Below are 23167 nucleotides of genomic sequence, written 5' to 3'. Positions count from 1 at the left end.
CATGCACAAAAAACACACCCCACACCGTCAGGACGGGTTTGCCAAATACCGCGCGCGTCACTATCGCGGCGCTCGCCACACCTTGTTGCTGTTGCCGCCGGCCAAACGCCGGGCATTGCAACGCAACCTGATCTTTATCGGCCTGACTTTGGGCTTTATTTTGCTCGTCGCAGTGTTCTCCAAGGTGTATGCGGCGGGCGGTGCCTATACGGTCGACGATGGCGCGGTGAATGATCCGGGCGAGTGCAACGTGGACGCCTGGTACACCGCTAACCGGCATCAGGGCAACCTTCATAACGAGACACTCAACCCGGCGTGCACGTTTAGCGCATTGCCTTCGGTGCAATGGAGCGCGGCGCTGTCGCGGGCCAGCAACGCAGGAAATGCCGAAACCCAGGTCAGCCCGCAAGTGAAGGCGCAGGTGTGGGCACGGGAAGACCTGGGGCTGCAATTGGCCGTGTCGGGCACCAGCCATTTCGCACTCGACCGCCACCATGCGTTCGATGGCGCCGACCTGAATATTCCGCTGACCTGGCAACCGATGCAGGCGCTGCGCCTGAACCTCAACGGTGGCTGGACCCACGCCTACAACGGCGGCGAGCAAAACCACCGCCTGACGTGGGGCACGGGGTTCGAGTATCAGCTGATGGACGCGCTCACGCTGATCGGTGAGCGCTACGGTCAGAAGGGTGGCGAACAGGCGTGGCAAGCCGGGCCGCGCTTCCATTTGGGCAAACTGATTGATGTGGATGTGGTGGCCGGACAGAGCCTGACCGGCGATCGCAATCAGTGGCTGACCACCGGCGCGACCGTGCGCTTCTAGGCCTTGGCTTGCTGTTCCAGGTGCAGTTGCAGCTGCGGGTCGATCTGCAACTGCGCCGCCAGCTCATCCAGGTAATCGCGCTCGGCGCCTTGCTGGTCATTCACCAGCATCACGCTTGCCAGGTAGATTTCCGACGCCAGCGCCGGGTCACCGGCGTATTCGGCAAAATCCGCGGCATTCAGGGGTTTGGCGACTTCGGCGTCGAGCCATTGTTGTAACCGGGGGTCATCGGTGTGACGGCTGATTTCCGCGCTGATCATGCGTTGTTCTTGCTCATCGATCTTGCCGTCGGCCTTCGCGGCAGCGATTAATGCGCGCAACACGCCATGACTGTGGGCCTCGGCTTCCGGGCCGTCCAACTGGTCAACCGTTTGAATCGCCTGCTGCGGCGCACTGGCTTGCTGGCGTTGCCAGGCCTGGTACGCCTGAAAGGCGGCCATGCCCAGCGAGGCCAGTGCTGCATAGTTCATCCCGCCCGAAGGCCGTTGTTGTGTGCCGCCGGCAGGTGCCCCCCCGAGCAAACCGCCCAGGCCACCCAACAACCCTCCCAGCCCACCACCGGCCGAAGCATTGCCGGTGCCGGTGCCTTTCAGTAAGCCGCCCAACAGGCCGCCCAGGCCACCGCCCGCCGCGCCGCCGCCTTGCTGGCCGGCGCGCAGCAATTGTTCGAGTAGATCGCTGGTGTTCATGGTGTCACCCTCCTGGGCGCAGTATTGGCGTTAAACAACCATAGCCCGCCGCCACGGGAACACCATGACCGCCGGGCGGGCGCGCCTTATGATGGCGGCATTGCGCCTTTGAGGGAGAAAACAGGTGAACCGCATCGAACACGTGGTATTGCTGGCACGCTACAACCAATGGATGAACTGCAAGGTCTACGACGCCGCCGGCAGGCTGACGGATGCGCAACTGGTGGAAGATCGGCAGGCGTTTTTCGGCTCGATCCTCGGTACGCTGAATCACCTGACGCTGGGCGACACCGTATGGCTCAAGCGTTTTGCCATGCACCCGGCAGGCTTTGAGGCGCTGAGGCCGCTGAGCGCCATCGAGACGCCGACAGACCTCAAACGGCTGGCATTCAACGACATCCGTGAACTGTCCCTGCGCCGCACCTGGCTGGATCAGCTCATCATCGACTGGGCTCAAAGCCTGCGCGAATCAGACCTCGACCATCGCCTGCACTATCAGAACATGCGCGGCGTCGCGCACGACAAACCCTTCTTTGGCCTGCTGGTGCATTTTTTCAACCACCAGACCCACCACCGCGGCCAGGCCACGACACTGCTGACCCAGGCGGGCGTGGACGTGGGCGATACCGACTTGCTGGCGCTGATTGACTGAATTCAGCGCGCGCTGAACTCGGCGTAGGCCTGCATCAGGCGCGGGAAGTCCTGAGGCTGAGGCAACTGCTCAAAGCTTTCAACCGCCGGTGTCGTTGCCCAGGGCAGTTTCTCGCGGGTCCAGGTTTCCATGAACGGTGTGTAGCTCTGGGCGTTGTCCAGCAACGCGGCGCGCACGTTGACGAACTCATCGATGCCATGGGGGCGGGTAAACAGCCAGCTCATGCAATGCGGGCAGCAATAATGGCGATCCACGCCGTGCAATCCGCCGATGACCGGGCAGCCCTGGATGACGGTAAAACCACTGGCAGGAATCAACGCACTGAGGGAGAACGCGCTGGACGTCATTTTCCGGCAGCCGCTGCAATGGCATGCCATGGTAATCACAGGAGGCAAGCTGACGCTGAAACGCACCCGGTTACACCGGCAACTGCCTTCCAGCACCTGGTTTTCGACGCTCATCATTCATTCCTTTTTTATGATTGTTCGTGCCACAGGTTAACGTGAACCCCCTCGAGAATAAAACCGAACGCTGCGACCTGTGTGGGGTCACAACCGTAAGGCGTCGGGGTTGACAGCCCCGCCCTGCTCGCGCGACTCGCCTGCCGGCGGGGTGCGCGTATTCCCATAAGAAGGAGACGCTTACATGGTCACTCACTTCAAGGTCGCCGGGCATTTGGCCTGCGGCCACCACGGCAAGAACCTCACCTCCAGCACCGAGCTGAACCGGGTCAAATGCCGTACCTGCCGCAACACCGAAGCCTATAAAGAAGCCCGCCGCACGCAGCGTAACGCCGCCCGCCGTGCTGCGCGCAAGGCCAAGACCCACACCGCCGCCGATTGGCGCAGCGCGTGGACGCAGCGCCTGACCGACCTGCCCGGCCTGCAGCGCTTGCCACGCGGCTTCAGCGGGCAGCCCTTTGTTTGATGGCCGTCTTATTCAGGCTTTGAAAACAGATTAACCAGGTTCCCATCGGGATCGCTCAGCAGCGCGGACGTATTGCCCCACGGCATTTTCGTCACGGGCATCACCACCTCCGCGCTGCTGAACCGCCGCAACACAGCCTCAACTTCCGGCACTTGAAACTCCAGAATCGCCGAACGGTTACTGGCCGCAACGGCCAAGCCGTTGTTATACAGACGAATCAGTGCCTCATCACTGATCGCTAACACGACGCCCTCGAAGTGAAGCTCGGCGAAGCCCGGCGCAAGCTGTCGCGGCTCTATGCCGGAAAGGTTTTTGTAGAACTGCACGAGTTGCTCAAACTGTTGGGTGACGAGGCGAACGGAGGCGAATTTCATAAAGAGTCCTGGTCGGAAAGTGAAAACCCACTCTAATCCCGAGGGGTGTCAGTTTCTGACAGGAGCGTTTTACAAAGGGGGACAACCTCACGGTCGCGCCAGGTTTGCTGTGTAGATCACTGATCTGACAAGCTTTTTAGGCGCGCAGCTGGCGTGAGAAACCCAGGCTTTAACCTTGCATCCCGGCGCCTGGGTCTATATATTCCCAACCCTGCTGCACCGCGCTACCGCCCGAATGGCGAAACTGGTAGACGCATGGGACTTAAAATCCCCCGCTCGTAAGGGCGTGCCGGTTCGATTCCGGCTTCGGGCACCATCTATATAAAGGGCTTGCATGATGAACTTCATGCAAGCCCTTTATGCTTTCACTCCGCAATTTTAAAGCTTGCGCCACAATTGGCTTGGCGCTTACGCGGCTTGAGCCTTAGTTGATGTACCCATCAACGAAATACCGGAACAGTGCCGGTAGCCGTGCGCCGATCTCCCGCTTCCTTTAGCTTTTCACCCAACTGCGCGATACGACTCTCTCCGGCTTCAAGGGCTTTCGCAGACGTGTGAACCGAGTAATAACCCAAGTGCAGCGAATAGGGATGCGGCACGGCTGACCCGAGCACAAATACTGCTTCTCCCTCGCGGCCGGCTTCGAGCGTAATAGGTTGTTCGCCGCTCTCGAATATGACCATTTCCCCCGCTCCGATGACGACGCCAGCATCAAGCTCACCCGTCGCGAGTGCGAGCCACCCGACGGTATGGCCGGCCGGAGGTTGGTATGTCCAGCGCTCCCCGGCACGCAATGTGACAAGCAGGTAGTTGACACCTGCCGGAGCTGGAACGGGGCTTTGTGTGCACTCATGATTGCCGACAATCACATGTGCCGGGCCCTTCTGCAGCATGTCTGTTGATTCGATATAGCACGAGACGGGCTCACCATTTTCAAGGTCTGCCGGCAACGCTAGCCACAGCTGAAAGCCTTGTATATGCGGGACGTTATCAACCGTAAGTTCTTTTCCATGCCAGACCCCGCCCCCCGCACGCAACCATTCGACCCCTCCGTAGGTGAGCGTGCCCACGCCTGCTCCAGGAGCGTCATAACGCATGCGCCCCTCGGTCAACACCGTTACGGTAGCCAGCCCCGAATGAGGATGGATGGGCATATCGCCCATTTTTCGTATAGCTGGCTGCTTTGCGTCGAACAGATCGAGAAACACGAATGGTTTGACGATTTCACCCAAGTCAGCAGGGCTCATCAGGCGGGTGATTGGGCCATGTCTTACCCCGTGTGTGCGATGTGTAATACCGCGAAATCCTGAGAGAGATGGAATAGTAGTCATACATTTATCCTCTAGTTAGATTCGGCTTAAGCGGATAAACAACGTAACGAAGTGGTTACGGTGTAGCCAGCCAATGGTTGCCGACATGGCGAACAGTACAATGGCGGGAACAGGGCTGCCGTCAATGACGAATAAATGGGCCAAAGTTGCAAATAGCATCGTCGTGGCAAGTAACAAACCGCCCACCCCGGCAGATACCGGCACCAATAGCGCGAAAGCTCCGCCAATTTCGATCAGGGCAGTCAAAATGCGAAACCATTGACCCATACCAATCTGCTCAAATACCAATACCGTTGACGGGACCCCGGCAAATTTTGCGAGACCCGCGGTAAAAAATGCGATTGACGTAAAAATGCATAACGCCCAATAAAGAACTTTTTCAGTTTTGGACAGTGCAGCCGGATTGACCGAAGAGTATTTGCTCATGTCATATTTCTCCTGAATATTTGAACAGTCCGTTGGGTCAAGCGACCAACTTCTCGATTTGCGCCACAGCGGATTCGATTGCCGCGTTGCGTTTGTCCGGCCCAAATGCCAAACCTTCTGCCCTGATGAAGGTGATGTCGGCGATACCCAAAAAAGCAAAGAAGCCTCGAAGATAGGTTTCCTGGTGGTCAAGTGCCCCGTTGTTATAGAAACCGCCGCGCGTAGAGGCCACGATCACCCGCTTGCCCCTCGCCAGCCCTTCAACTCCGTTCTCGGTGTAATGAAAGGTCTTGCCGGCGACTGCAATTCGATCCAGCCACGCTTTAAGCTGTGAAGGCAGAGAGAAGTTGTACATCGGCGCGCCAACGATAATTACATCTGCTGCCAGGAAATCGCAGAGCAACTGGGTGTTCCGCGCAACTTCCCGTTGTGCAGCAGCGTCGCCGGGCTCGACGCCCTTAAAAGCTAGAAATTCAGCGGCGGACAAGTGGCCGATTGGCTCAGCACAGAGGTCATAATGAATGGCCTCAATACCTGTTGTTATGTGTATCAAATGCTTGGCGATGGCCACTGTTAATTGGCGGCTGGCCGATTGTTCTTTCAGAATGCTCGAATCTATGTGGAGAAGTTTCATTGCAGGTCCCCCCGGTATAAAGTTGTGACCCTGAGTTAACAATGTAACTATCACTTGAGATGCCTACAATAAGGCACATAAAGGGAACCAAGGTGCAATGAAAGTAACTACTCACATCCAAAAACTGGAGCCTTCGGACTGCCAAAAGGTCAGCCAGGTGCTTGCTCGCATAGGTGAAAAATGGAGTGTTTTAATCATTATGTTTCTGGCAGCAGAGCCTCGGCGATTCAGCGAAATCAAACGGGCTATTGAGGGTATTTCACAACGAATGCTCACACTTTGCCTGCGAGGTCTGGAGCGCGATGGGCTGATCAAGAGAACGGTAATTGCAGTGATGCCGCCCCATGTGAAATACGAACTCACCCCGCTTGGGCAATCACTTACGGTGCCTGTCATCGCACTGGGCAGTTGGGCGCACCAGCACATTTCCGACATCGATACCGCGAGAGCTGAGTTCGATGCTCAAGAGGATGGCGAGGATAGCGCGCCGCTTTGACCAACATAGCCCTGCATGTCGGCCCGTTGAAACGCTTGAACCTGAGAGCCCGCAAACGCGGTCCGACGTGCATTCGCCCCTCTCAGCTCAGGGGCGTGGACGGTATTCAAGTGGTGTGATCAGTACTGTGGCTGGCCGTGACGGTGTCGCGGCAAGTTGATGAAAAGAATGCTCTGCTCGACCTTCTTCACCTGTAACCATTTGTCGATTTGGCTGCATTTTGGAGCAGACGCGCAAATGCTGTTCTTTCTGGCTACCGGCTGCAAAACAGTACGCTCAAAATCTACGCGGGCTTCCCGCACGGAATGCCTGCCACGCATGCGGACACGGTTACGCGGACCTGCTGACTTTGCTTCGCAATTAAATGCCCAGGGATGGACCCCGTCCATTTCCTCATGGGCCCAGACGGCTCGGAGTTCTCGGCGGACGAGTAGTCAACCTCATGTCTTTGCGAAAAACCACATCACAAACGCGACGGCAGTTACCCAGCCCAGCGTCAGCAAAAATGACAGTCCTGCAAGTCGCTTGTCCATGTCTCTCCAACAATAGATTGGCCCTGAGCTAGCGTAGCTCAGCCAGGTCCTGCGCACAGGCGGATACTTCAGTTTTACTTCAGTCAGGCGTTAATAGATTTCAACTAAACTCTATTTTATAGATGTTTCCAATCATGTATGTTCAACCTCCTCCAGGCGATTCCCTTGTTGCCTGATCCATGTCGAGGTTTTGCAATGAAATTCACCCAAATTTTGAATGCCGACGGCGAATCGTTGCCCGTGCTTGTCGACGCGGATAAACAGCAATACTGGCCATTGAGGGATCTGGTCACGCCGTTTTCCGGCAGCCTGGAACAACTCATTGCCCGCTGGGATGAACTCAAGGCCGGGCTCGCCGCACAGGGTCACGGCACGTCCCTTGAAGGCGCGACGATCCTCGCGCCGCTGTCGCCTGTACGAAATATCTTTTGCGTGGGCAAGAACTACCATGCCCATGCCGCTGAATTCAGCAAATCAGGCTTTGATCACAGTGCCAAAAACGGGGAAATCGCCCCGGAATTCCCGGTGATCTTCACCAAAACCCCGCAAACCGTGATCGGCCATCAGGCGCTGATTCCGTTGCACGCCAACGTTACCCGCCAGTTGGACTATGAAGCGGAACTGGGCGTGATCATCGGCAAAGGTGGCCGGGGCATTTCCCGCGAAGACGCCTACGCTCACGTGTGGGGCTACACCATCATCAACGACATGACCGCCCGTGACCTGCAGAAAGACCACCGCCAGTGGTTCCTCGGCAAATCCCTCGACGGGTTCTGCCCGATGGGGCCGTGGGCAGTCAGCGCCGATGAATTCAACCCTCACGACGCCACGATTGAATGCTGGGTGAATGGCGCGCTGCGCCAGCAAGCCAATGTGAAAGACCTGATTTTCGACATCCCGGCGCTGATCGAATGCCTGTCGGCAGGCATCGAGCTCAAACCAGGGGATGTCATCAGCACCGGCACGCCGGTCGGCGTCGGCATCGGCTTCACCCCGCCGCGTTTCCTGCAGGCCGGCGACAGCGTGCGCATCCGCATCGAAGGCCTCGGCACCCTGGAAAACCGGGTTGCCCAGCACTAACCATCCCTTTCATAACGGAGAAAACGCAATGAGCTTGAAAGACAATATTATCGGCCAACTGGGCTTCGGTACCGCGCCGTTGGGCAACATGTTTCGCACCCTCGACGAGGATGAAGCCGCTGCCACCGTTGCCGCCGCGTGGGACCAGGGCATTCGTTTCTTTGACACTGCCCCCCTGTATGGCGCCGGTTTGTCCGAGACCCGGCTGGGCAAAGCCCTGGCTCACCACCCTCGGGACGCCTACACGCTGTCCACCAAGGTGGGGCGCCTGGTGTCCGATGAACTCCACACTGCACCGGGCTCGGGTCCGTTCAGTCAGGGCAACCCGAACAAGATGCTCAGCGACTACTCCGCCGACGCCACCTTGCGCTCCATCGAAAGCAGCCTGCAGCGCCTGGGCACCGACCGCCTGGACATCGTGTTTGTGCACGACGTGGCCCAGGATACCCACGGCGACGAGTGGATCGACCACTTCGCCGTTGCCCGCAAAGGCGCATTCAAGGCGCTGACTCGCCTGAAGGAAGAAGGTGTGATCAAGGCGTGGGGCCTGGGCGTGAACCGGGTCGAACCCTGCGAGCTGTTGCTGGATCTGGAAGAGTTTCAGCCGGATGGTTTCCTGCTCGCCGGTCGTCACACACTGCTGGATCATGAGCAGCCGCTGCAACGCCTGTTCAGCAAAGCCCAGGCCCAGGGCGCCGAGTTTGTTGCCGGCGGCCCGTACAGCTCAGGCGTGCTGGTGGGTGGTAAACATTTCGAGTACCAACCGGCCTCCGCCGCGATGCTCGACAAGGTTGCGAAAATCCACGCCCTCGCCCAATTGCATCACGTCGACATCAAGGCCGCCGCCCTGCAATTTTCGCTGGCCAACCCGCTGGTGGCTGCCGTCATTCCCGGCGCCAGCAGGCCTTCGCGCATTACCGAAGACACCCAGGCAATCAAGGCTATTATTCCTCCAGCGTTCTGGCAGGCCATGAAAGCCCAGGGCTTTATCGCCGCCAACGCGCCCACCCCGGACAGCCACTGATATGCCGACGTTTATCGTGTTTACCAAGGAACACACCCACGACCAGGCGGAGCTGGATCGCTACCAGAGCCAGGTGGGCGACTCCTTTGCCGGCCACCCCGTCAAGCTGCTGGCCAAGGGCGCGCCATTCGCGCTGGAAGGTGCGCAGGCAGAAGGCATGGTGATCCTGGAGTTTCCCACCCCAGCAGCCGCCCGTGCCTGGTACGACAGCCCGGCGTATCAGGCCGCCGCCGCACATCGCTTCAAAGGTGCGACCTACCGCGTCGCCCTGGTTGAAAGCAGCCCTGCATAACCCACGTTTAGGAGAGCTACCATGCACGCGCACAACACTGCGATTGTCTTGATCGAATACCAGAATGACTTCACCACCGAAGGCGGCGTGTTCCATGATGCCGTCAAGGACGTGATGACAAGCTCCAACATGCTCGCCAACACCGCTGCCACTCTGGAACAGGCACGCGCACTCGGCGTGACCATCATTCATATGCCGATCCACTTCGCCGACGGCTACCCCGAACTGACCACCCGCTCCTACGGCATTCTCAAGGGCGTGGCCGACGCTGGCGCATTTCGCGCCGGCTCCTGGGGCGCGGCGATCACTGACGCCCTGCCCCGTGGCCCCGGCGACATCGTGATCGAAGGCAAGCGCGGGCTCGACGCGTTCGCCAGCACCGGCCTGGACCTGGTGCTGCGCAACAACGGCATCCAGAACCTCGTGGTGGCAGGCTTTTTGACCAACTGCTGCGTCGAAGGCACGGTGCGCTCAGGCTATGAAAAAGGCTACGACGTGGTGACCCTCACCGATTGCACGGCTACGTTCAGCGATGAACAGCAACACGCCGCTGAAAACTTCACGCTGCCGATGTTCTCCCAAACGCTGAAACACACACAGTTCCTTGAAGCCTTGAACGCAAAATAAAAAAGGGGCGACTCAGTCATGAGTCGCCCCTTTTCTCGCAAGGTGTGTCACTCGGTGGGCGCGTACTGCATTTCACCGTTACCGAACGACCAGTCTTCGCGTTTCACGTCCACCAGGCTGATCCACACATCTTCCTTGCGCAGTCCGGTCTTGGCGTGAATGCCGTCGGCGATGAATTTGTAGAACGCCTTTTTCACCTCGATGCTGCGCCCGGCGTTCCAGGTCACCTGAATGAATACGATTTTCGGCGTGTAGGAGACACCCAGATAACCCGCCGCCGGGTACACCAACTCGTCCTTGGCATGGCGGTTGATGATCTGGAATTTGTCGTGCTCCGGCACATTGGCCACGGCGGTCATCGCGTTGTACACCACGTCGCCGATGGCGGCGGCGGTTTCAACCGAGGTGTCGGCAGAAAGATCGATTCGAACTAAAGGCATGGTGAAATCCTTGGAGGGTCAGTGGCCAATCCACGCGGCGGCCGGTGATGTAACGCTAGTCTCGACGCAAAGATTCATCAAGCGCATAATTTTCTAAATAATGATGAGTAATGCGCATGCTATTTCAAGACTTGAAGGCGTTTGTCACCGTCGTTGAAAGCGCCTCGCTGACCAAGGCCGCCGATACCCTGTGCCTGACTCAGTCCGCGGTGTCGCGGCGCATTCAGCACCTGGAAGAAACCCTCGGTGAAGCGCTGTTTGACCGCAGCACGCGGCCGCCTTTACCCAATGCCCTGGGCCAGCGTATTTATGAAAAAGCCGTGGAATTGCTCAAGGACGCCGAGCACCTGTTGAACATTCCCAGGCAGGACGCCCTGCCCAGCGGCCGGTTTCGCGTGGGGCTCACCCAAATTGTTGCCGACGCGGTGGTGTTTGACGTGGTGACACGCATGCGTGCGCAATTGCCCGGCCTGGAATTGCAAATCGTCACTGACTGGAGCTCCGAACTGGAGCGACGCATGCTGCTGGGCGAGCTCGATGCCGCCACGCTGATGCTGCCGGCGGCCACCAGCCCGTCCGTTACCCTCGCCTCCGAACTGATCACGACCCTCGACATTCTGGTGGTACAGAGCAAACGCCACCCGCTGGTCAGCGCACCCATCGCGATCAGCCGGCTGGCGGCCTGTGAGTGGGTGCTGAACCCCAAGGGTTGCGGTTATCGCGCGGCGCTGGAAGCCGCGATGGGCGGCCAGGGGCACCCACTGAAACTGGCGGTGGACACCCATGGGGCGTCGGTGCAGATGCGCATGGTGGCGGCGGGCATGGGCCTGGGGCTGATACCCGCCAAACTGCTGCCAGGCATCACGCACGCAGAAGACCTGGCCATCGTCAGCATCAGCGACTTCCAGCTGAAAATGGGCGTATGGCTGACGCACTCACGCCAACCGGGCAACCTGCGCCTGGCCAATGAACTGCTCGCGGCGAGCATGACCGACGGTTTGCGCTGATGCTTCACTTTTTCTAAAGCCTCACGTTCGTACTATCCGTTAGTCCGCCGGTGACGCCGTTGCTAGGCTCAGGCTCCGCAATCAACCATGAACTGGAGCAAGACATGAGCGCTGCACACAAAATGACGGGGCTGCTGGTTTGCCTGTTGCCCCTGGCGTTACCCGCACACGCGGCTACCGACAATAGACAACTGCTGGGCACCTGGACGCTCACCGCGTCGGACAACGTCAACCCGGACGGCAGCCGCCTCCACCTCTACGGCGATGACCCGCAAGGCACACTGAACTTCGACGCCACCGGCCACTATTCCCTGCAAATCATGAGCAAGGTCCGCCCCAAATTTGCAGCGAATGACAAGAGCAAAGGCACGCCCGAGGAATACCGCGCCACCGTCGTCGGCACCCAATGCCACTTCGGCACCTACACCATCAACGAGAAGGACCACACCATCACGATGCATGTGGAACACGCCACCTACTCCAATTGGGAAGGCGCCAACCTGACCTGGCCCTACACTGTAGACAGTGAACGCGCGACCTTCACCGTGCCGCATCCGTCCATCGGCGGCCCCGGCGTTTACGGCGAAATCGCCTACGTGCGCACCCACTGATCCTGCGCCCACACCGCCAGGGACTCGGCGGTTACTCCCCGGAAAACACCATGCCGATCGATCTTGACCTCACCGTACTCCGCACCCTGATTGCTGCCGAACATTTGGGTGCCATGAGCCGTGCCGCCGATAAGGTCGGGCGCTCGCAGTCTGCCGTCACCCAGCAAATCCAGAAGCTCGAGCAACGCATCGGCCAACCGCTGTTTCGCAAACAGGGGCGCGGCCGGGTGTTGACTGAAGCCGGGGAAATTTTGCTGACCTACGCACAACGCATGATTGAACTCAACGACGAAGCCGTGGCCGTGCTTGGCGGTATCAAGGTCAATGGCGTGGTGCGTTTCGGCTTTTCCGCAGACTTCGCCCACACCTGGCTGCCCGTGGTGCTGGAACAGTTCAAGCGCACCTATCCCAATATCCGCATTGAAGCCATGGTCGACCGCAATGCCGCGCTCGCCGAGCGCCTGGAAAAAGGCCAGCTCGACCTGACCGTATTGCTCAGCGGCAAGGTGAACGTCGAGGCGCAAATACTGGCGACACTGCCCATGGCCTGGATCGGCCGCCCCGGCGACACGTTCAAGCCTGGCGAACCGGTGCAGCTGGCACTACTGGAGGCGCCGTGCTTCTTCCGTACGGCCGCCATCAATGCGCTGGATGAGGCCGGCATTCCCTGGGAAATCGCCTTTACCACGCCGAATGTGTCCGGGCTCTGGGCGGCGGTCAACGCAGGGCTGGGCATCACCGTGCGCACGCCCGTGAGTGCCCCGGCCGGCTCCGGCGCGATCGCCCTGAGTGAAGGGCTGGCGCCGCTACCGCCCGTGCATGTGTTTCTCAGCAGCGCAGGCCGCACGCTGACGCCCGCGGCGCAGTGCCTGAAGGAAGTGCTGCTGCAAACCCGTCATTCACTTTCCAGCACAAATTCGTAATACGCGCGCTTGAACGGCAGTGGCATACCGACCCGCTCGGACACCGCATCGTGGGTCGAACAGTCCTCATACGCCACCTGCAATGACTCTTTGACGCCGAACACGGCATCGGAATCGAGGTAAGGGTCATCCTGAGTAAACAGGTGGGTCACCAGTTTGCGGTAGCCTGGCAACTCCAGAATGAAATGCACATGCCCAGGCCGCCAGGAATGACGGTTGGCTGCGTCCAGCATGCGCCCCACCGGCCCGTCGGTAGGTATCGGGTAGCACACCGGCAAAATCGTGCGCATCGCAAAATCGCCATTGGCATCGGTGCGATAACGCCCGCGCAGGTTGCCCGACGGCTGCTCCACATCCTGACCCGAATACATGCCGTTTCCGGCGGTCTGCCACACATCCAGCAGTACGCCGGCCAAGGGTTTGCCATCCGTGTCGAGCACACGCCCATGAATCAATGTGGCCTCCCCCGGCGTCAGCGCCATGTTTTCGCCGTAAGCCCGGTCCGGCATGCCGTCGATGTAAAACGGGCCAAACACCGTGGTCTCGGTGGCGCTCGGCACCTGCCGGTGGTTGATCGCGTCCACCAGCATTGACAGGCCGAGCGTATCCGACAGCAAAATGAATTCCTGGCGCACAAACCCGTCGCACATGTGCCCGGTGTCGGTCAGGAAACGAATACCTTCAAACCACTCCTGCTCGGTCAATTCGACCTCACTGGCAAACGCGTGCAGGTGGCGCACCAGGCTGTGCATGATCTGCTTGAAGCGCGGGTCTGGTGTGGCTTCAAAGCTGTTGAGCGCCTTTTCGGTGATCAATGATTCGACAGGGTTCATGGGCTGCGCTCTGACAGGGTGTGGAAGGGTTACTTGGGTAACGTTCACGCACACACGTTTATTCCCGCCCCCGTTTCAATCTCATCAGTAAAACAGGCAATAACCAGCGTGTGGCGAGCCCGCTCGCCACAGGCAGTGTTTGCTCTCTATGAGGGGCCGGTATTTATTCCCTGAGCAGCGGCTAGAGCATGGGCGTACTGCTGACGATTCGCAGCGCCAGCCCTTCATACGCATCCAGCGTGATGGTGAACTCGCCCTCGGCAGTGAGATCGCCCTCGACCCGTTCATTAATGATGTCCACCACCGGCCCCGGCGCGATATTGGGCAGGTGCAGGGTTTCCGTGATGGGCGTGGCGCCAAAGTTCAGCGCAGTGATTTGCGTGCCCTTCCCGGCCGGCAGTTCGTGGACCATGACCAACAGGCCCGGGTGCTCAACGTCCGGCACCAGAATCTGGCGGCTGGCGGCAATTCCGTAGGCGCTGCGTACGGCGAGGATTTTCTGCAACTGGGACGCGAACGACTCCGGGTCCTGCAGTTGGCTGTTCAGGCTGCCGTACAAGGTCCTGGAGCGCGGCATCCTTCCTGCCGACAGCTCGGCGCCGGGGTTCAAATCCACCAGGTCGTAGGCGCCGCGATGAATCCAGCGGGTATCGCCGTCCGCCATCAAATGCGCGACCTCATCCGCCGCCAGCGGCAATGCGCCAACCAGATCCCAACCCGACAAGGCGAACACGCCGGGCTGCATGGCGTTGAACATCACCAGCAACACATGCATCTGGCGAATCTGCCGGATGTCTGCCGGCGTGATCGTCTCCAGATCCCGAATACCCAGCGCCGCCGTGATGATGCTGGCGGTGGTGCAAGACACGCCATTGGTCACGAATTTGAGGTTGTACGGCGCGTGCTCGCCGGCCAGCCGCTCGTACATCTGCTCGCGGATATGCTCGCGCAAGCTGTTGCCGGGGAAGGTCTGGCCTTGATAGAGGTAACTGTCGTGGGCATGCAGAGTCCAGAAGTGCACCAGTTCCAGGGTCAGTTCGTCGTGGTTCTGCAAGGCATGGATCAGCGAGCCGGGGTCGATACCCTGGCTGTGCATCTCACGCAGCATCAGGCGCAGAAACTCGGTGTCGCCCATCAGCAGCGCGTGCTGGTACGCGGGGCGCGTGATGAAGTCGTAGGAAAGGTCCGCACCACCGTGGGACATGGCAGCAATGTCATCCACAGTGAGGTTCAATTCCTGAAAACTGAAGCCGCCGGCCTTGCGAATGGCGCCGCCGAGCAACTGGTTGCCGGTGATCGACAGTGGATGGCTTTCCGACCATGCCGTGCCATCCAGCGTGCGCTCCACGCCGAGAAAACCGTTGGCGTCGAGGCGCAGGATCTTGGCGCCCATCACGTCGATGGCATGCAAGGCGTCGCCGATGATCATCTGCTGCGCGGCAAAGGAAGGGTCCAGCCAGTTCAATGACGGCTGGCCTTCCTTGAAATAATGCAGGTACACCCAGCGCCGCGGTTTGCCGTCCACGCCCACCACCACGGGGGTGGTACTCCAGTCGGTTTCCTTCACGCCGGGTTCGAAGAAAATCACCCGTTGCAACTGGCCGACGATGTAGTGCTTGTCACGCAGCGCATCCACCTGCGCCGGGCTCAGGTTCTGTGCGTCACGCCCTTGGGCGACGTCGGGCAGCAGCGGCCAGTCTTCTTCGCGGATCTCCACCATATGGTAAAGGCCGGGGTAGTCCTCATACGCCATCTCGGCCAGGCGAAAGTCCGCGCCCTTGCCGGTGTGGGACGGGATCACGTCGTCGATGATCACCGAATTGTGCGCTGCCGCCATGCGGGTTAACGCCTGCAACTGCGCCTCGGTACCCAGTTCCGGGTCGATGTCGAAGCTTATACGGTCAAAGTTGCCGTCGATGGTCGGTGTGTGCCGTGTGCCGCAGAGCCCGCCGGACTTTTTCAGCGGGCCGTTGTGAATGCCCTGGATGCCGATCTTCGACAGCGCCTGCCACAGGCTTTCATCCCCCAGCGCCTCCAGCACCGTGCCGCCTTCGCGGGTTACGATCGAAGCCGGGTACGCGGTAAACCACACGGATGACAACGCAGACGCATCGCGGGGGCGGGTTTGCGCGTATGGCTGCTGCCACAAACGGCCTTGCCCTGAATACAGACGGGCCCGCTGGCGCGCCGCATACAGCATTGATTGCTCAACCAGCCAGTTCACATGATCCTTGTCCGCCGCCGTCATAAGCCCCTACCTGTCTCGTGAAAAGGTTACTCGTAAGCATAGGAGCGACGGCGGAGGGTATTCGTTGCATTGAAACGCATGCACAGGCTGCCTTGTAGCAAACAAGCTTGCTGTGTTGTGGCGAGCGGGCTTGCCCCGCGTTGGGCTGCGCAGCGGCCCCAAAACCAGGCACCGCGTTTTGCCAGAAAGAACCGTGGCGATCTCCATGGGGCTGCTGCGCAGCCCAACGCGGGGCAAGCCCGCTCGCCACAGTAAGCCGTTGCGCCACAATCAGGCGTTCAGTGGTGCTATGGGTTACTTGACCAACCGCTTCTCTTTCGAGGGGCGATAGCCGAAATACGCGCTGTAGCACTTGCTGAAATGGCTCGGCGACACAAAGCCGCAAGCCACCAGCACGTCCACCTGCGACAGCTCGGTGTGCTGCAGCAAACGCCGCGCCTCGGTCACGCGCAGTTCCATGTAATAGCGCTGCGGCGTGGTGCCCAGTTGCTCCTTGAACAGCCGCTCCAGCTGGCGACGGGAACGGCCGGCGTAGACCGCCAACTGGTCGAGCTCCAGCGGCTCTTCGAGGTTGGCGTCCATCAGCTTCACCACTTCGCGCAGGGGTGCACTGACGCAGACGTTTTCCGTGGGTTTGATGCGCCGGTAGCGCGACTCCTCGAAGGACAGAATGTCTTCGATGCCTTCGACGAGTGCCTTGCCATGCAGGCTCTTGATCCAGTCCAGGGCCATATGGAACGAGCCGGACGGGCTGGAAGCCGTGAGCCGGTCGCGGTCGATCACATAAGGCTCGCTGGTCACTTGCGCGGCCTTGGACACCTCCGCAAGCGCCGGGCGATGTTCCGGGTGAATGGCACAGCGGTAGCCCTGCAGCAGGCCTGCGCGACCAAGAAACCAGGAACCGTTCCACAGCCCGGCCAGGCCAATGCCTTGTTCGGCAGCGTGGCACAACACTTGAATCAGCTCGTCCGTAGCTTTGAGTTCGGTGCGAAAACCGCCACAGACCACCAGCAAATCCAGCTCCTTGAGCGCGCTGGTATCGAGAGCCGCATCCGGGCGGATCACCAGGCCGAGGTCGCTGATCACCTCACCCTCGCTGCAGCCGAACGTGCGCGTGGCGAACAGGTCGGGGCGCAGCAGGTTGGCCGTGATCAGTGTGTCGAGGGTTTGCGTGAAAGCCGGCAGGGAAAAATGTTCAAGCAGCAGAAAGCCGACGCGGGTCACCGGCGTCGGCTGTGAGGAATGGTCGTTGAGGTAGCGCAGGTTCTTGCCTTGCATGCCACCACTGAACTGGCGTCTTTCCATCGAGGGTCAGCCCACTCTTATTGTCTATGCAGTGGGCGCCATCTTAGAGGATTGCCGAGCCGAATCGGCGAAAACGTGGCATCCAGTTATCCAGGATCTGCGCCGAGGCCAGGATATGGTGAGCGCGCCCGATCAGCAGATGCCGGGGCACAAAGCCGATGTAACGCGAGTCGGCGCTGTTGTCGCGGTTATCGCCGAGCATGAAGTAGTTGTCGGCCGGCACCACCACCGGGCCGAAATCGCGCAGCGCGCGCACTTCAGGCATGAACTGCACCGTGCGCCGGCTGTTGCTCGCCAGTTCGGTCAGCTTGATGCCGGGAAGGGTCTGCCCGGCCACGAACGGTTCGCGAATGTCCTGCGCATCCGCGTAGGTGGAAGGCGTGCCGTTGATCCACAGCACTTCGTTCTTCATTTCCAGCGTGTCGCCGGGGATGCCGACAATGCGCTTGATCAGGCGCACGCCGTCCTTGGGTGAGGTAAAGGTGACCACGTCGCCGCGCTGCGGGTTATCCAGCTTGACCAGCGAAATATCGGTAAGTGGCACCTTGAGGTCATACGCCACCCGGTTGACCAGCACCACGTCGCCTTCCACCAACGTTGGGCGCATGGAGCCGGAGGGGATGGGGTTCCAGTCGGCCAGGGAGGTGCGAAACACGCCAAAACACAGCCAGAAAATGATGGCGTAACGGTATTTGCTCAACCAGCGTTGCATACGTCCTACTCCGCCCAGGCTTGGGAAATTTTTCGTAACAGTTACGCTTGCCCATGAAGATTACATTAAGCCCACGGCCTAAAGCTGCAGAAGCCTTGATTGCACGCTGATCTTCATAAAGCCCGCGCTCGCCCAAGCCCCCAGCCTGCGAGCCGAAGCCTCATCTGATACGGTTTTTTCTTTTCTATCTGCGTCTGTATCGAAATCTGCATGCGGCGGACAATAGCCCCATTCCCGACACCCTTGTCGAGCGCGGCAGGAAGGTTCCTGCCGTCCCCTTCCCTTCGGAGGCCTTATGACCAAGATGGCAATTTTCCTGTTCGGCTTTTTGGTGCTGACCATCGGCATCGGCCTGTTGGCAACCATCTCGCCGGTCTGAGCCCGACTTACCGGAACGTCACCATTTCGAAATCCGCACCGGTGCCTGCGGCCTGCGAAGCCAGGTCGCTGATGGCGATGGTGCGCACCTGTTTGCCCTCGTTCCAGGGGTTGGTGTAGCTGAGCACGCCAGTGGCCGGGTCGATATGGATAACTGCGAAGGCATGCCCGTCACCCTTGGACCAGTCGCCATTGCGCGCTGGTTTGCCGCCGAACACGATGGCGGCGCGGCTGCCGACCACACTGGCGTTGCTCAACAGAAACCGGGTGATGTCCTGGGCTGAGCTGTGTGAGTCGGCCAGACGCAGGTGGTCGCCGTATTCGCCGGCCAGCAGTTCCATGACCTTGTTGGTCGGCAACGAGCCCTTGGCCGGGTCGAGGTGGAAATACTGGAACATCGCCCCCACCACCGCCGCCGCCGGCGCATCGCCCGTGCCGTATTGGTCAAGGTCGCCGGGCTGCAAATGGAACACCGCGCCGGCGGCGCCCGGCAGGCTCACGTTGAAACTGCCATCAGCATTCTGCGTCACGCCACGCTTGAGGATCTCGTTGCCCTTCTGGGTATTGGAGAACGCCCTGACCACGGAAATCCCTACGCAATCGCCTTCGCTGGTCTGGTTCAGGTGCGTGCCGAACGGCTCGCTGATCGGGTTGCCGGCCAACGCGGGTTTCCAGGGGCCGGCGTCGATCACGCTGCCTTTGGCGTCACGCTGCAACGCGCGAATGCTGCCGTCGGCGCTGTAGCTGCCGTCGCTGAGGGAGGCGACGATATTTTTCACGTCGGTGTTGAGGTTGTCGCGGGCGCCGCCGTCGCGCTGCATCGCGCCCTGGAGCGCCTGGGCCGCGGTGGTGATGCGCTGGCGGGTCGGGCCGTCCGGGCGACCGCCACGGCTGTGGTCCAGCTCGGTGAGCAATTGGTGGTAGGTGGTTTCGATGGCGCGGATGCCGACCTGATTATCGGCAGAATCGTTGGCATGGGCCGTGGCAACGGACGCCGCCAGAAGTGCAGCAAGGATGAGAGGACGCTTCACGCTCGGGTATCTCAAAGGAAGGTTGTGAAGCGATTCTGCGAACCCGACGCCCGTTCGATCGCTTCGTGCCGCAACATCCCGTAGCAGGCCTGACACACAGCGGCGAGCATGCCGTAGCGCGTCAAATGGCGTCAATGGCGGCACGCTGACGTGGCACATAAATAACCTGTGGCAAGCCCGCTCACCACAATGAAAGTCATCGTCTGCCTTCACGGGCGGATTGCGGCATACACCCTGGCCCTGTCCAGCAGCTCGCGACAGTACGCCACGGTCTGTTCAGGGCTTTCAATCATCGGCAAATGGCCCACGCCCTCAAGGATTTCCAGGCGCGCATGGGGAATGCCTTCGTGCCAGGTGTGCGCGCTGGCAACGGGCAGCATGCGGTCCTCCCTGCCCCACAGAATCAGGCTCGGCGCCCGCACTTGCGGCAGCCAGGGCTCCATGCGCGGGCTGTCGGAAAAGTTGGCGAACATTTCCGCCAGTTCTTCCCGACGCTTGATGTAGGTGTGCGCCTCGGCAGCCAGCAGCACTTCGGGAATGAACGGCGGCGCGGCCATGGTCATGGCGAAGAACCGGTCGAACTGCGCACGGTTGCGGATCAGGAACGGGTTGTCGCCGCGGTTGACCAGTTCCTCCACCTCATTGGGCTGCGGCAGGTTCACCCCCGCCGCTCCGATCAGGCCCAAAGACAACACGCGTTCCGGGTAATGGGCGGCGAGCCAGCTGGCGACATAAGCCCCCATGGAACTGCCAATCACATGCACCTTGTCGAGATGGCAGGCATCCAGCAAGGCCACCATGCGCCGTGCCTGGGCCGCAATACTGTAGTCGCCGCCGGGCACAAAGGGGTTTTTACCGTGGCCGGCGAGGTCGGGAATGATCACGCGATAATCTGCGGTGAAGTGCCGGGCAAACCCCAGCCACACACCCTTGTCGGCGCTGAAACCGTGCAGCAGCAACAGCGCTGGCGCATGGACGTCGCCGCCCTGGCAGGTCGCCAGGGTCATGCCTTTGATGGGGACGGTGACGGCTTTGAGCCGGGAGCGTCGTGCTTCTACCCAATTGATCAGCTCGAACAGCACGTTGCCGACGCGTGGATACGTCCACCAGACCCACAAGGCAAGCATAGCGATCACGACAACGGTCACAAGCATCAAGGCGTCTCCGGGCACGGGGGCAGACGTGCATAGTTGCTCACGCCGCTTGAATCTGTGCTGAACGCATTGCGAAAGGTTGGCAGTTCCACCTATAAAAATTGGCGCTGAAAAGAAAGGCCGGCGCCGACGGGCAATGCCCGTGTCGGCGGCCGGAAATGACGTCTTCAAACAACCCGCAGTGAACTCAGTTTTGTGGCCGTTGCTTGGTCGAATCCAGCTCGGCCTTTTTGGCGGTACTGATTTCAGTGATCTGCGCCGACTTGGCAATGGCCAGGTCAAAGGTGTCCTGCATTTTGGCGATGGCGTCGGTGGGCGTGCCCTTCAAGCCGCCGTTGGCTGCCCAATCGAAGTTCCACACGCCGGACAGGTTGTCGGCGCCGGCCACGTCGTGGGTTTCGATGGCGGTGAATACGTCCGGGTGGCGCTCCATGTACTTGGCTGCGTCAGAAACGTTCGCCGGCACCTTGCCTGAAGCGTTATTGGCCAGTTGCGTCAGTTCCTGCTTGGTAATGGCCGACTTGCCCGACTGGCGCATGTAATCGGCGATCACCTTGCTCGACTTGGCAATGTTCAACTTGTCATCAAACGACGACGGTGAGGACTTTGGAGTGTTCGGCCCGCCGGCCGCGGGCGTTACGGTAGTAGACATCGGCGCTGCTCCTTCAATGGAACGAATGAAATCGTCGTGCTGACGATACCCCGACGCGGACGTTAGCATGGGCAAAGGGCCATTCCATGGTGCTTCACAACATTTCACAACGCCCGGCCGGCGGCACGCCCTTACGCAATGGCCGCATCGGCGACAAAGTGTCCCGGCCCCACCTGCCGGTAACGCATCGCTGCCGCCTGGTGGTTCACATCATAAATACGGCTCGGCACCGTCTCCTCCATCAGGCTGAACGGCGTTTTCGGTGCGTTGAGGTCAGCCGAAGGCACGGCGCTCAACAGCTTTTGCGTGTAGGCGTGCTGAGGATTCTCGAACACCGAGCGGCGCGGGCCGATTTCAACGATACGCCCGTGGTACATCACGCCCACCCGATGGCTGACCCGCTCGACCACCGCAAGGTCATGGGAAATGAACAAAAATGAAATACCCAGCTCCCGCTGCAAGTCCTGCAGCAGGTTGATCACCTGCGCCTGAATCGACACGTCCAGCGCCGACACCGCCTCATCGGCGATGATCAGCTTTGGCGACAACGCCAGCGCACGGGCGATGCAGATACGTTGGCGCTGACCACCGGAAAACTCATGGGGGTAACGCTGCGCATACGCCGCGGGCAAACCCACGCGCTCCAGCAGCGTGCGCACGATTTTGCGTGCGGCCTCGCCCCGGGCAATGTCGTGCACCAGCAGCGGCTCCAGCAGGCTGTCTTCGATCGTCAGGCGCGGGTTCAGCGAGGCATACGGGTCCTGGAAGACCATCTGGATATCCCGCCGCAGCCCTTGCATGTCCCGTGAGTTCAACCCGACGAGGCTGCGCCCGCCAAACACAATGTCACCGCCCTGGGTGGTCATCAGCCCCGCCACCGCGCGAGCGCTGGTGGACTTGCCGCAGCCGGACTCCCCCACCAGCGCGAGCGTTTCGCCCGCATAGATATCAAAATCGATGGCCTCGACCGCGTGCACCCGTCGCTTGACCCCGCCCAACAGACCGCCGCGTATGTCGTAGCGGATGGACAAAGACTTCACGCTCAGCAACGGCGTGCTTGCGTAGTCCGGCGGGTTTGCGGGCAGTACTTCCGCCGGAATGGCCTGTTCGTCGAGCAGTGCAAATTTGGCCGGCAAGTCGGTGCCGCGCATGGAGCCGATCCTGGGTACGGCGGCCAGCAGTGCCTGCGTGTACGGCTCGCGGGGGTTGAGCAGCACTGCCTGGGCTGTGCCATGTTCAACCGTCTCGCCCTGTTTCATGACCATGACCTGGTCGGCAACTTCCGCCACGACGCCCATGTCATGGGTAATGAAAATCACGCCCATGGCCAGGTCGGCCTGCAGCTCCTTGATGATGCGCAAGATCTGCGCCTGCACCGTCACATCCAGCGCCGTGGTGGGTTCGTCGGCAATCAGCAGGGTCGGCTCGCAGACCAGCGACATCGCAATCATGATGCGCTGGCGCATGCCGCCGGACAGCTCATGAGGATAACGGCCCATGACTTGTCGGGCGTCGGGAATGCGCACCAGGTCAAGCATGCGCAACGCCTGTTCATAGGCGACCGCGCGGGTGCAACGTTTGTGCAACACAATCGCCTCGGTGAGTTGGGCGCTGACCTTGAACACCGGGTTAAGCGAGGTCATCGGCTCCTGGAAGATCATCGACATCGAGGCGCCCCTGAGATGGCGCATCACCGACTCGGGCGCGTTGACCAGATCAATCCGGCGGTTGTCCCGGGTCTGCAGTTGCATCGAGCCTGACAGCACCCGCCCGCCTGCACGCTTGATCAAGCCCATCATGGCCATCGACGTCACCGATTTACCGGAGCCGGACTCGCCGACAATGGCCAGTGTCTGGCCGCGCCGCACATCAAACGACACGTCGCGCACCACCGGCGTCTCAAAGCCCTTGGGGCCAAAGCCGACGCTCAGGTTCTGCACGCGGGCTACCAAATTGTCATCCATT

General features: G+C 60.3%; 26 protein-coding genes and 1 tRNA gene. 12 read left to right on the top strand and 15 right to left on the bottom strand.

Annotation, left to right across the window (positions count from 1 at the left end; translation table 11 throughout):
- The first annotated feature begins 1 nt into the window (after window position 1).
- Window positions 2–823 carry a hypothetical protein gene (locus ATI14_RS22410; RefSeq protein WP_016969783.1) on the top strand — a complete coding sequence of 274 codons (822 nt, stop codon included), beginning with the start codon at window positions 2–4 and terminating at the stop codon, window positions 821–823.
- On the opposite strand, the gene ATI14_RS22405 is transcribed toward ATI14_RS22410, so the two are convergent.
- Window positions 820–1512: a tellurite resistance TerB family protein gene (locus ATI14_RS22405; RefSeq protein WP_080520454.1), complete on the bottom strand. Its 693-nt coding sequence runs from the start codon at window positions 1510–1512 to the stop codon at window positions 820–822. The genes ATI14_RS22410 and ATI14_RS22405 overlap by 4 nt on opposite strands.
- Window positions 1513–1636: 124 nt before the next feature.
- On the opposite strand from ATI14_RS22405, the gene ATI14_RS22400 reads away from it, so the two are divergent.
- Entirely contained in the window at window positions 1637–2164 is a 528-nt protein-coding gene (locus ATI14_RS22400; protein ID WP_016969785.1) for a DinB family protein, read from the top strand.
- Window positions 2165–2166: 2 nt separating this feature from the next.
- Here ATI14_RS22400 and ATI14_RS22395 read toward each other — a convergent pair whose 3' ends face one another.
- Window positions 2167–2625 carry a GFA family protein gene (locus ATI14_RS22395; RefSeq protein ID WP_016969786.1) on the bottom strand — a complete coding sequence of 153 codons (459 nt, stop codon included), beginning with the start codon at window positions 2623–2625 and terminating at the stop codon, window positions 2167–2169.
- A gap of 184 nt (window positions 2626–2809) precedes the next feature.
- On the opposite strand from ATI14_RS22395, the gene ATI14_RS22390 reads away from it, so the two are divergent.
- Complete coding sequence (locus ATI14_RS22390) at window positions 2810–3091, top strand: hypothetical protein (RefSeq protein WP_017255126.1); 282 nt, start codon at window positions 2810–2812, stop codon at window positions 3089–3091.
- 8 nt (window positions 3092–3099) lie between these two features.
- Here ATI14_RS22390 and ATI14_RS22385 read toward each other — a convergent pair whose 3' ends face one another.
- Complete coding sequence (locus ATI14_RS22385; protein WP_016970882.1) at window positions 3100–3465, bottom strand: VOC family protein; 366 nt, start codon at window positions 3463–3465, stop codon at window positions 3100–3102.
- A 229-nt stretch (window positions 3466–3694) separates the two neighbouring features.
- On the opposite strand from ATI14_RS22385, the gene ATI14_RS22380 reads away from it, so the two are divergent.
- Window positions 3695–3781, top strand: a tRNA-Leu gene (locus tag ATI14_RS22380).
- Window positions 3782–3905: 124 nt separating this feature from the next.
- Here ATI14_RS22380 and ATI14_RS22375 read toward each other — a convergent pair.
- From ATI14_RS22375 to ATI14_RS22365, 3 genes are all read right to left on the bottom strand, one after another.
- Window positions 3906–4697 carry a pirin family protein gene (locus ATI14_RS22375; RefSeq protein WP_016970883.1) on the bottom strand — a complete coding sequence of 264 codons (792 nt, stop codon included), beginning with the start codon at window positions 4695–4697 and terminating at the stop codon, window positions 3906–3908.
- Window positions 4698–4811: 114 nt separating this feature from the next.
- Window positions 4812–5222: a DoxX family protein gene (locus ATI14_RS22370; RefSeq protein ID WP_016970884.1), complete on the bottom strand. Its 411-nt coding sequence runs from the start codon at window positions 5220–5222 to the stop codon at window positions 4812–4814.
- A 37-nt stretch (window positions 5223–5259) separates the two neighbouring features.
- Window positions 5260–5856, bottom strand: a complete 597-nt coding sequence (locus ATI14_RS22365) for an FMN-dependent NADH-azoreductase (RefSeq protein WP_016970885.1) — start codon at window positions 5854–5856, stop codon at window positions 5260–5262.
- A gap of 97 nt (window positions 5857–5953) precedes the next feature.
- On the opposite strand from ATI14_RS22365, the gene ATI14_RS22360 reads away from it, so the two are divergent.
- From ATI14_RS22360 to ATI14_RS22335, 5 genes are all read left to right on the top strand, one after another.
- On the top strand, window positions 5954–6352 hold the full coding sequence (locus ATI14_RS22360; protein WP_016970886.1) for a winged helix-turn-helix transcriptional regulator: 399 nt from the start codon (window positions 5954–5956) through the stop codon (window positions 6350–6352).
- Between the two features lie 728 nt (window positions 6353–7080).
- The gene (locus tag ATI14_RS22350) at window positions 7081–7965 is read left to right on the top strand and encodes a fumarylacetoacetate hydrolase family protein (RefSeq protein ID WP_080520455.1); all 885 of its coding nucleotides are present in this window, start codon (window positions 7081–7083) and stop codon (window positions 7963–7965) included.
- A gap of 28 nt (window positions 7966–7993) precedes the next feature.
- Window positions 7994–8989 carry an aldo/keto reductase gene (locus ATI14_RS22345; RefSeq protein WP_016970888.1) on the top strand — a complete coding sequence of 332 codons (996 nt, stop codon included), beginning with the start codon at window positions 7994–7996 and terminating at the stop codon, window positions 8987–8989.
- A 1-nt stretch (window position 8990) separates the two neighbouring features.
- The gene (locus ATI14_RS22340) at window positions 8991–9281 is read left to right on the top strand and encodes a DUF1330 domain-containing protein (protein ID WP_016970889.1); all 291 of its coding nucleotides are present in this window, start codon (window positions 8991–8993) and stop codon (window positions 9279–9281) included.
- Window positions 9282–9302: 21 nt separating this feature from the next.
- Window positions 9303–9908: a cysteine hydrolase family protein gene (locus ATI14_RS22335; protein WP_016970890.1), complete on the top strand. Its 606-nt coding sequence runs from the start codon at window positions 9303–9305 to the stop codon at window positions 9906–9908.
- 47 nt (window positions 9909–9955) lie between these two features.
- On the opposite strand, the gene ATI14_RS22330 is transcribed toward ATI14_RS22335, so the two are convergent.
- Complete coding sequence (locus ATI14_RS22330) at window positions 9956–10348, bottom strand: tautomerase family protein (RefSeq protein ID WP_016970891.1); 393 nt, start codon at window positions 10346–10348, stop codon at window positions 9956–9958.
- 116 nt (window positions 10349–10464) lie between these two features.
- Between ATI14_RS22330 and ATI14_RS22325 the strand changes: the two genes are divergently transcribed.
- From ATI14_RS22325 to ATI14_RS22315, 3 genes are all read left to right on the top strand, one after another.
- On the top strand, window positions 10465–11355 hold the full coding sequence (locus ATI14_RS22325; RefSeq protein ID WP_231124363.1) for a LysR family transcriptional regulator: 891 nt from the start codon (window positions 10465–10467) through the stop codon (window positions 11353–11355).
- Between the two features lie 104 nt (window positions 11356–11459).
- Entirely contained in the window at window positions 11460–11966 is a 507-nt protein-coding gene (locus tag ATI14_RS22320) for a lipocalin-like domain-containing protein (RefSeq protein WP_016970893.1), read from the top strand.
- A gap of 50 nt (window positions 11967–12016) precedes the next feature.
- Window positions 12017–12889, top strand: coding sequence for a LysR substrate-binding domain-containing protein (locus ATI14_RS22315; protein WP_016970894.1), 873 nt, complete (start codon window positions 12017–12019; stop codon window positions 12887–12889).
- On the opposite strand, the gene ATI14_RS22310 is transcribed toward ATI14_RS22315, so the two are convergent.
- From ATI14_RS22310 to ATI14_RS22275, 8 genes are all read right to left on the bottom strand, one after another.
- Window positions 12862–13722 carry an intradiol ring-cleavage dioxygenase gene (locus tag ATI14_RS22310; protein ID WP_016970895.1) on the bottom strand — a complete coding sequence of 287 codons (861 nt, stop codon included), beginning with the start codon at window positions 13720–13722 and terminating at the stop codon, window positions 12862–12864. The two genes, ATI14_RS22315 and ATI14_RS22310, sit on opposite strands and share 28 nt — an antisense overlap.
- 181 nt (window positions 13723–13903) lie before the next feature.
- Window positions 13904–15970 carry a maltose alpha-D-glucosyltransferase gene (treS, locus tag ATI14_RS22305; protein ID WP_016970896.1) on the bottom strand — a complete coding sequence of 689 codons (2067 nt, stop codon included), beginning with the start codon at window positions 15968–15970 and terminating at the stop codon, window positions 13904–13906.
- Between the two features lie 294 nt (window positions 15971–16264).
- Window positions 16265–17248, bottom strand: coding sequence for a GlxA family transcriptional regulator (locus ATI14_RS22300; RefSeq protein WP_026083109.1), 984 nt, complete (start codon window positions 17246–17248; stop codon window positions 16265–16267).
- 70 nt (window positions 17249–17318) lie between these two features.
- Window positions 17319–17987 (bottom strand): signal peptidase I, encoded by a 669-nt coding sequence (gene lepB, locus ATI14_RS22295; protein WP_016970488.1) that lies wholly within the window; start codon window positions 17985–17987, stop codon window positions 17319–17321.
- Between the two features lie 386 nt (window positions 17988–18373).
- Window positions 18374–19396, bottom strand: a complete 1023-nt coding sequence (locus ATI14_RS22290; RefSeq protein WP_080520568.1) for a hypothetical protein — start codon at window positions 19394–19396, stop codon at window positions 18374–18376.
- Window positions 19397–19605: 209 nt separating this feature from the next.
- Window positions 19606–20550: an alpha/beta fold hydrolase gene (locus ATI14_RS22285; protein WP_016970486.1), complete on the bottom strand. Its 945-nt coding sequence runs from the start codon at window positions 20548–20550 to the stop codon at window positions 19606–19608.
- Window positions 20551–20737: 187 nt separating this feature from the next.
- Window positions 20738–21202: a hypothetical protein gene (locus ATI14_RS22280; protein ID WP_016970485.1), complete on the bottom strand. Its 465-nt coding sequence runs from the start codon at window positions 21200–21202 to the stop codon at window positions 20738–20740.
- A 131-nt stretch (window positions 21203–21333) separates the two neighbouring features.
- Window positions 21334–23166: an ABC transporter ATP-binding protein gene (locus ATI14_RS22275; RefSeq protein ID WP_016970484.1), complete on the bottom strand. Its 1833-nt coding sequence runs from the start codon at window positions 23164–23166 to the stop codon at window positions 21334–21336.
- Between the last annotated feature and the right edge of the window lies 1 nt (window position 23167).

It is taken from the genome of Pseudomonas tolaasii NCPPB 2192 (assembly GCF_002813445.1).
GTDB classification, from domain to species: domain Bacteria; phylum Pseudomonadota; class Gammaproteobacteria; order Pseudomonadales; family Pseudomonadaceae; genus Aquipseudomonas; species Aquipseudomonas tolaasii.
This window is presented reverse-complemented; position numbering and strand designations above follow the sequence as displayed.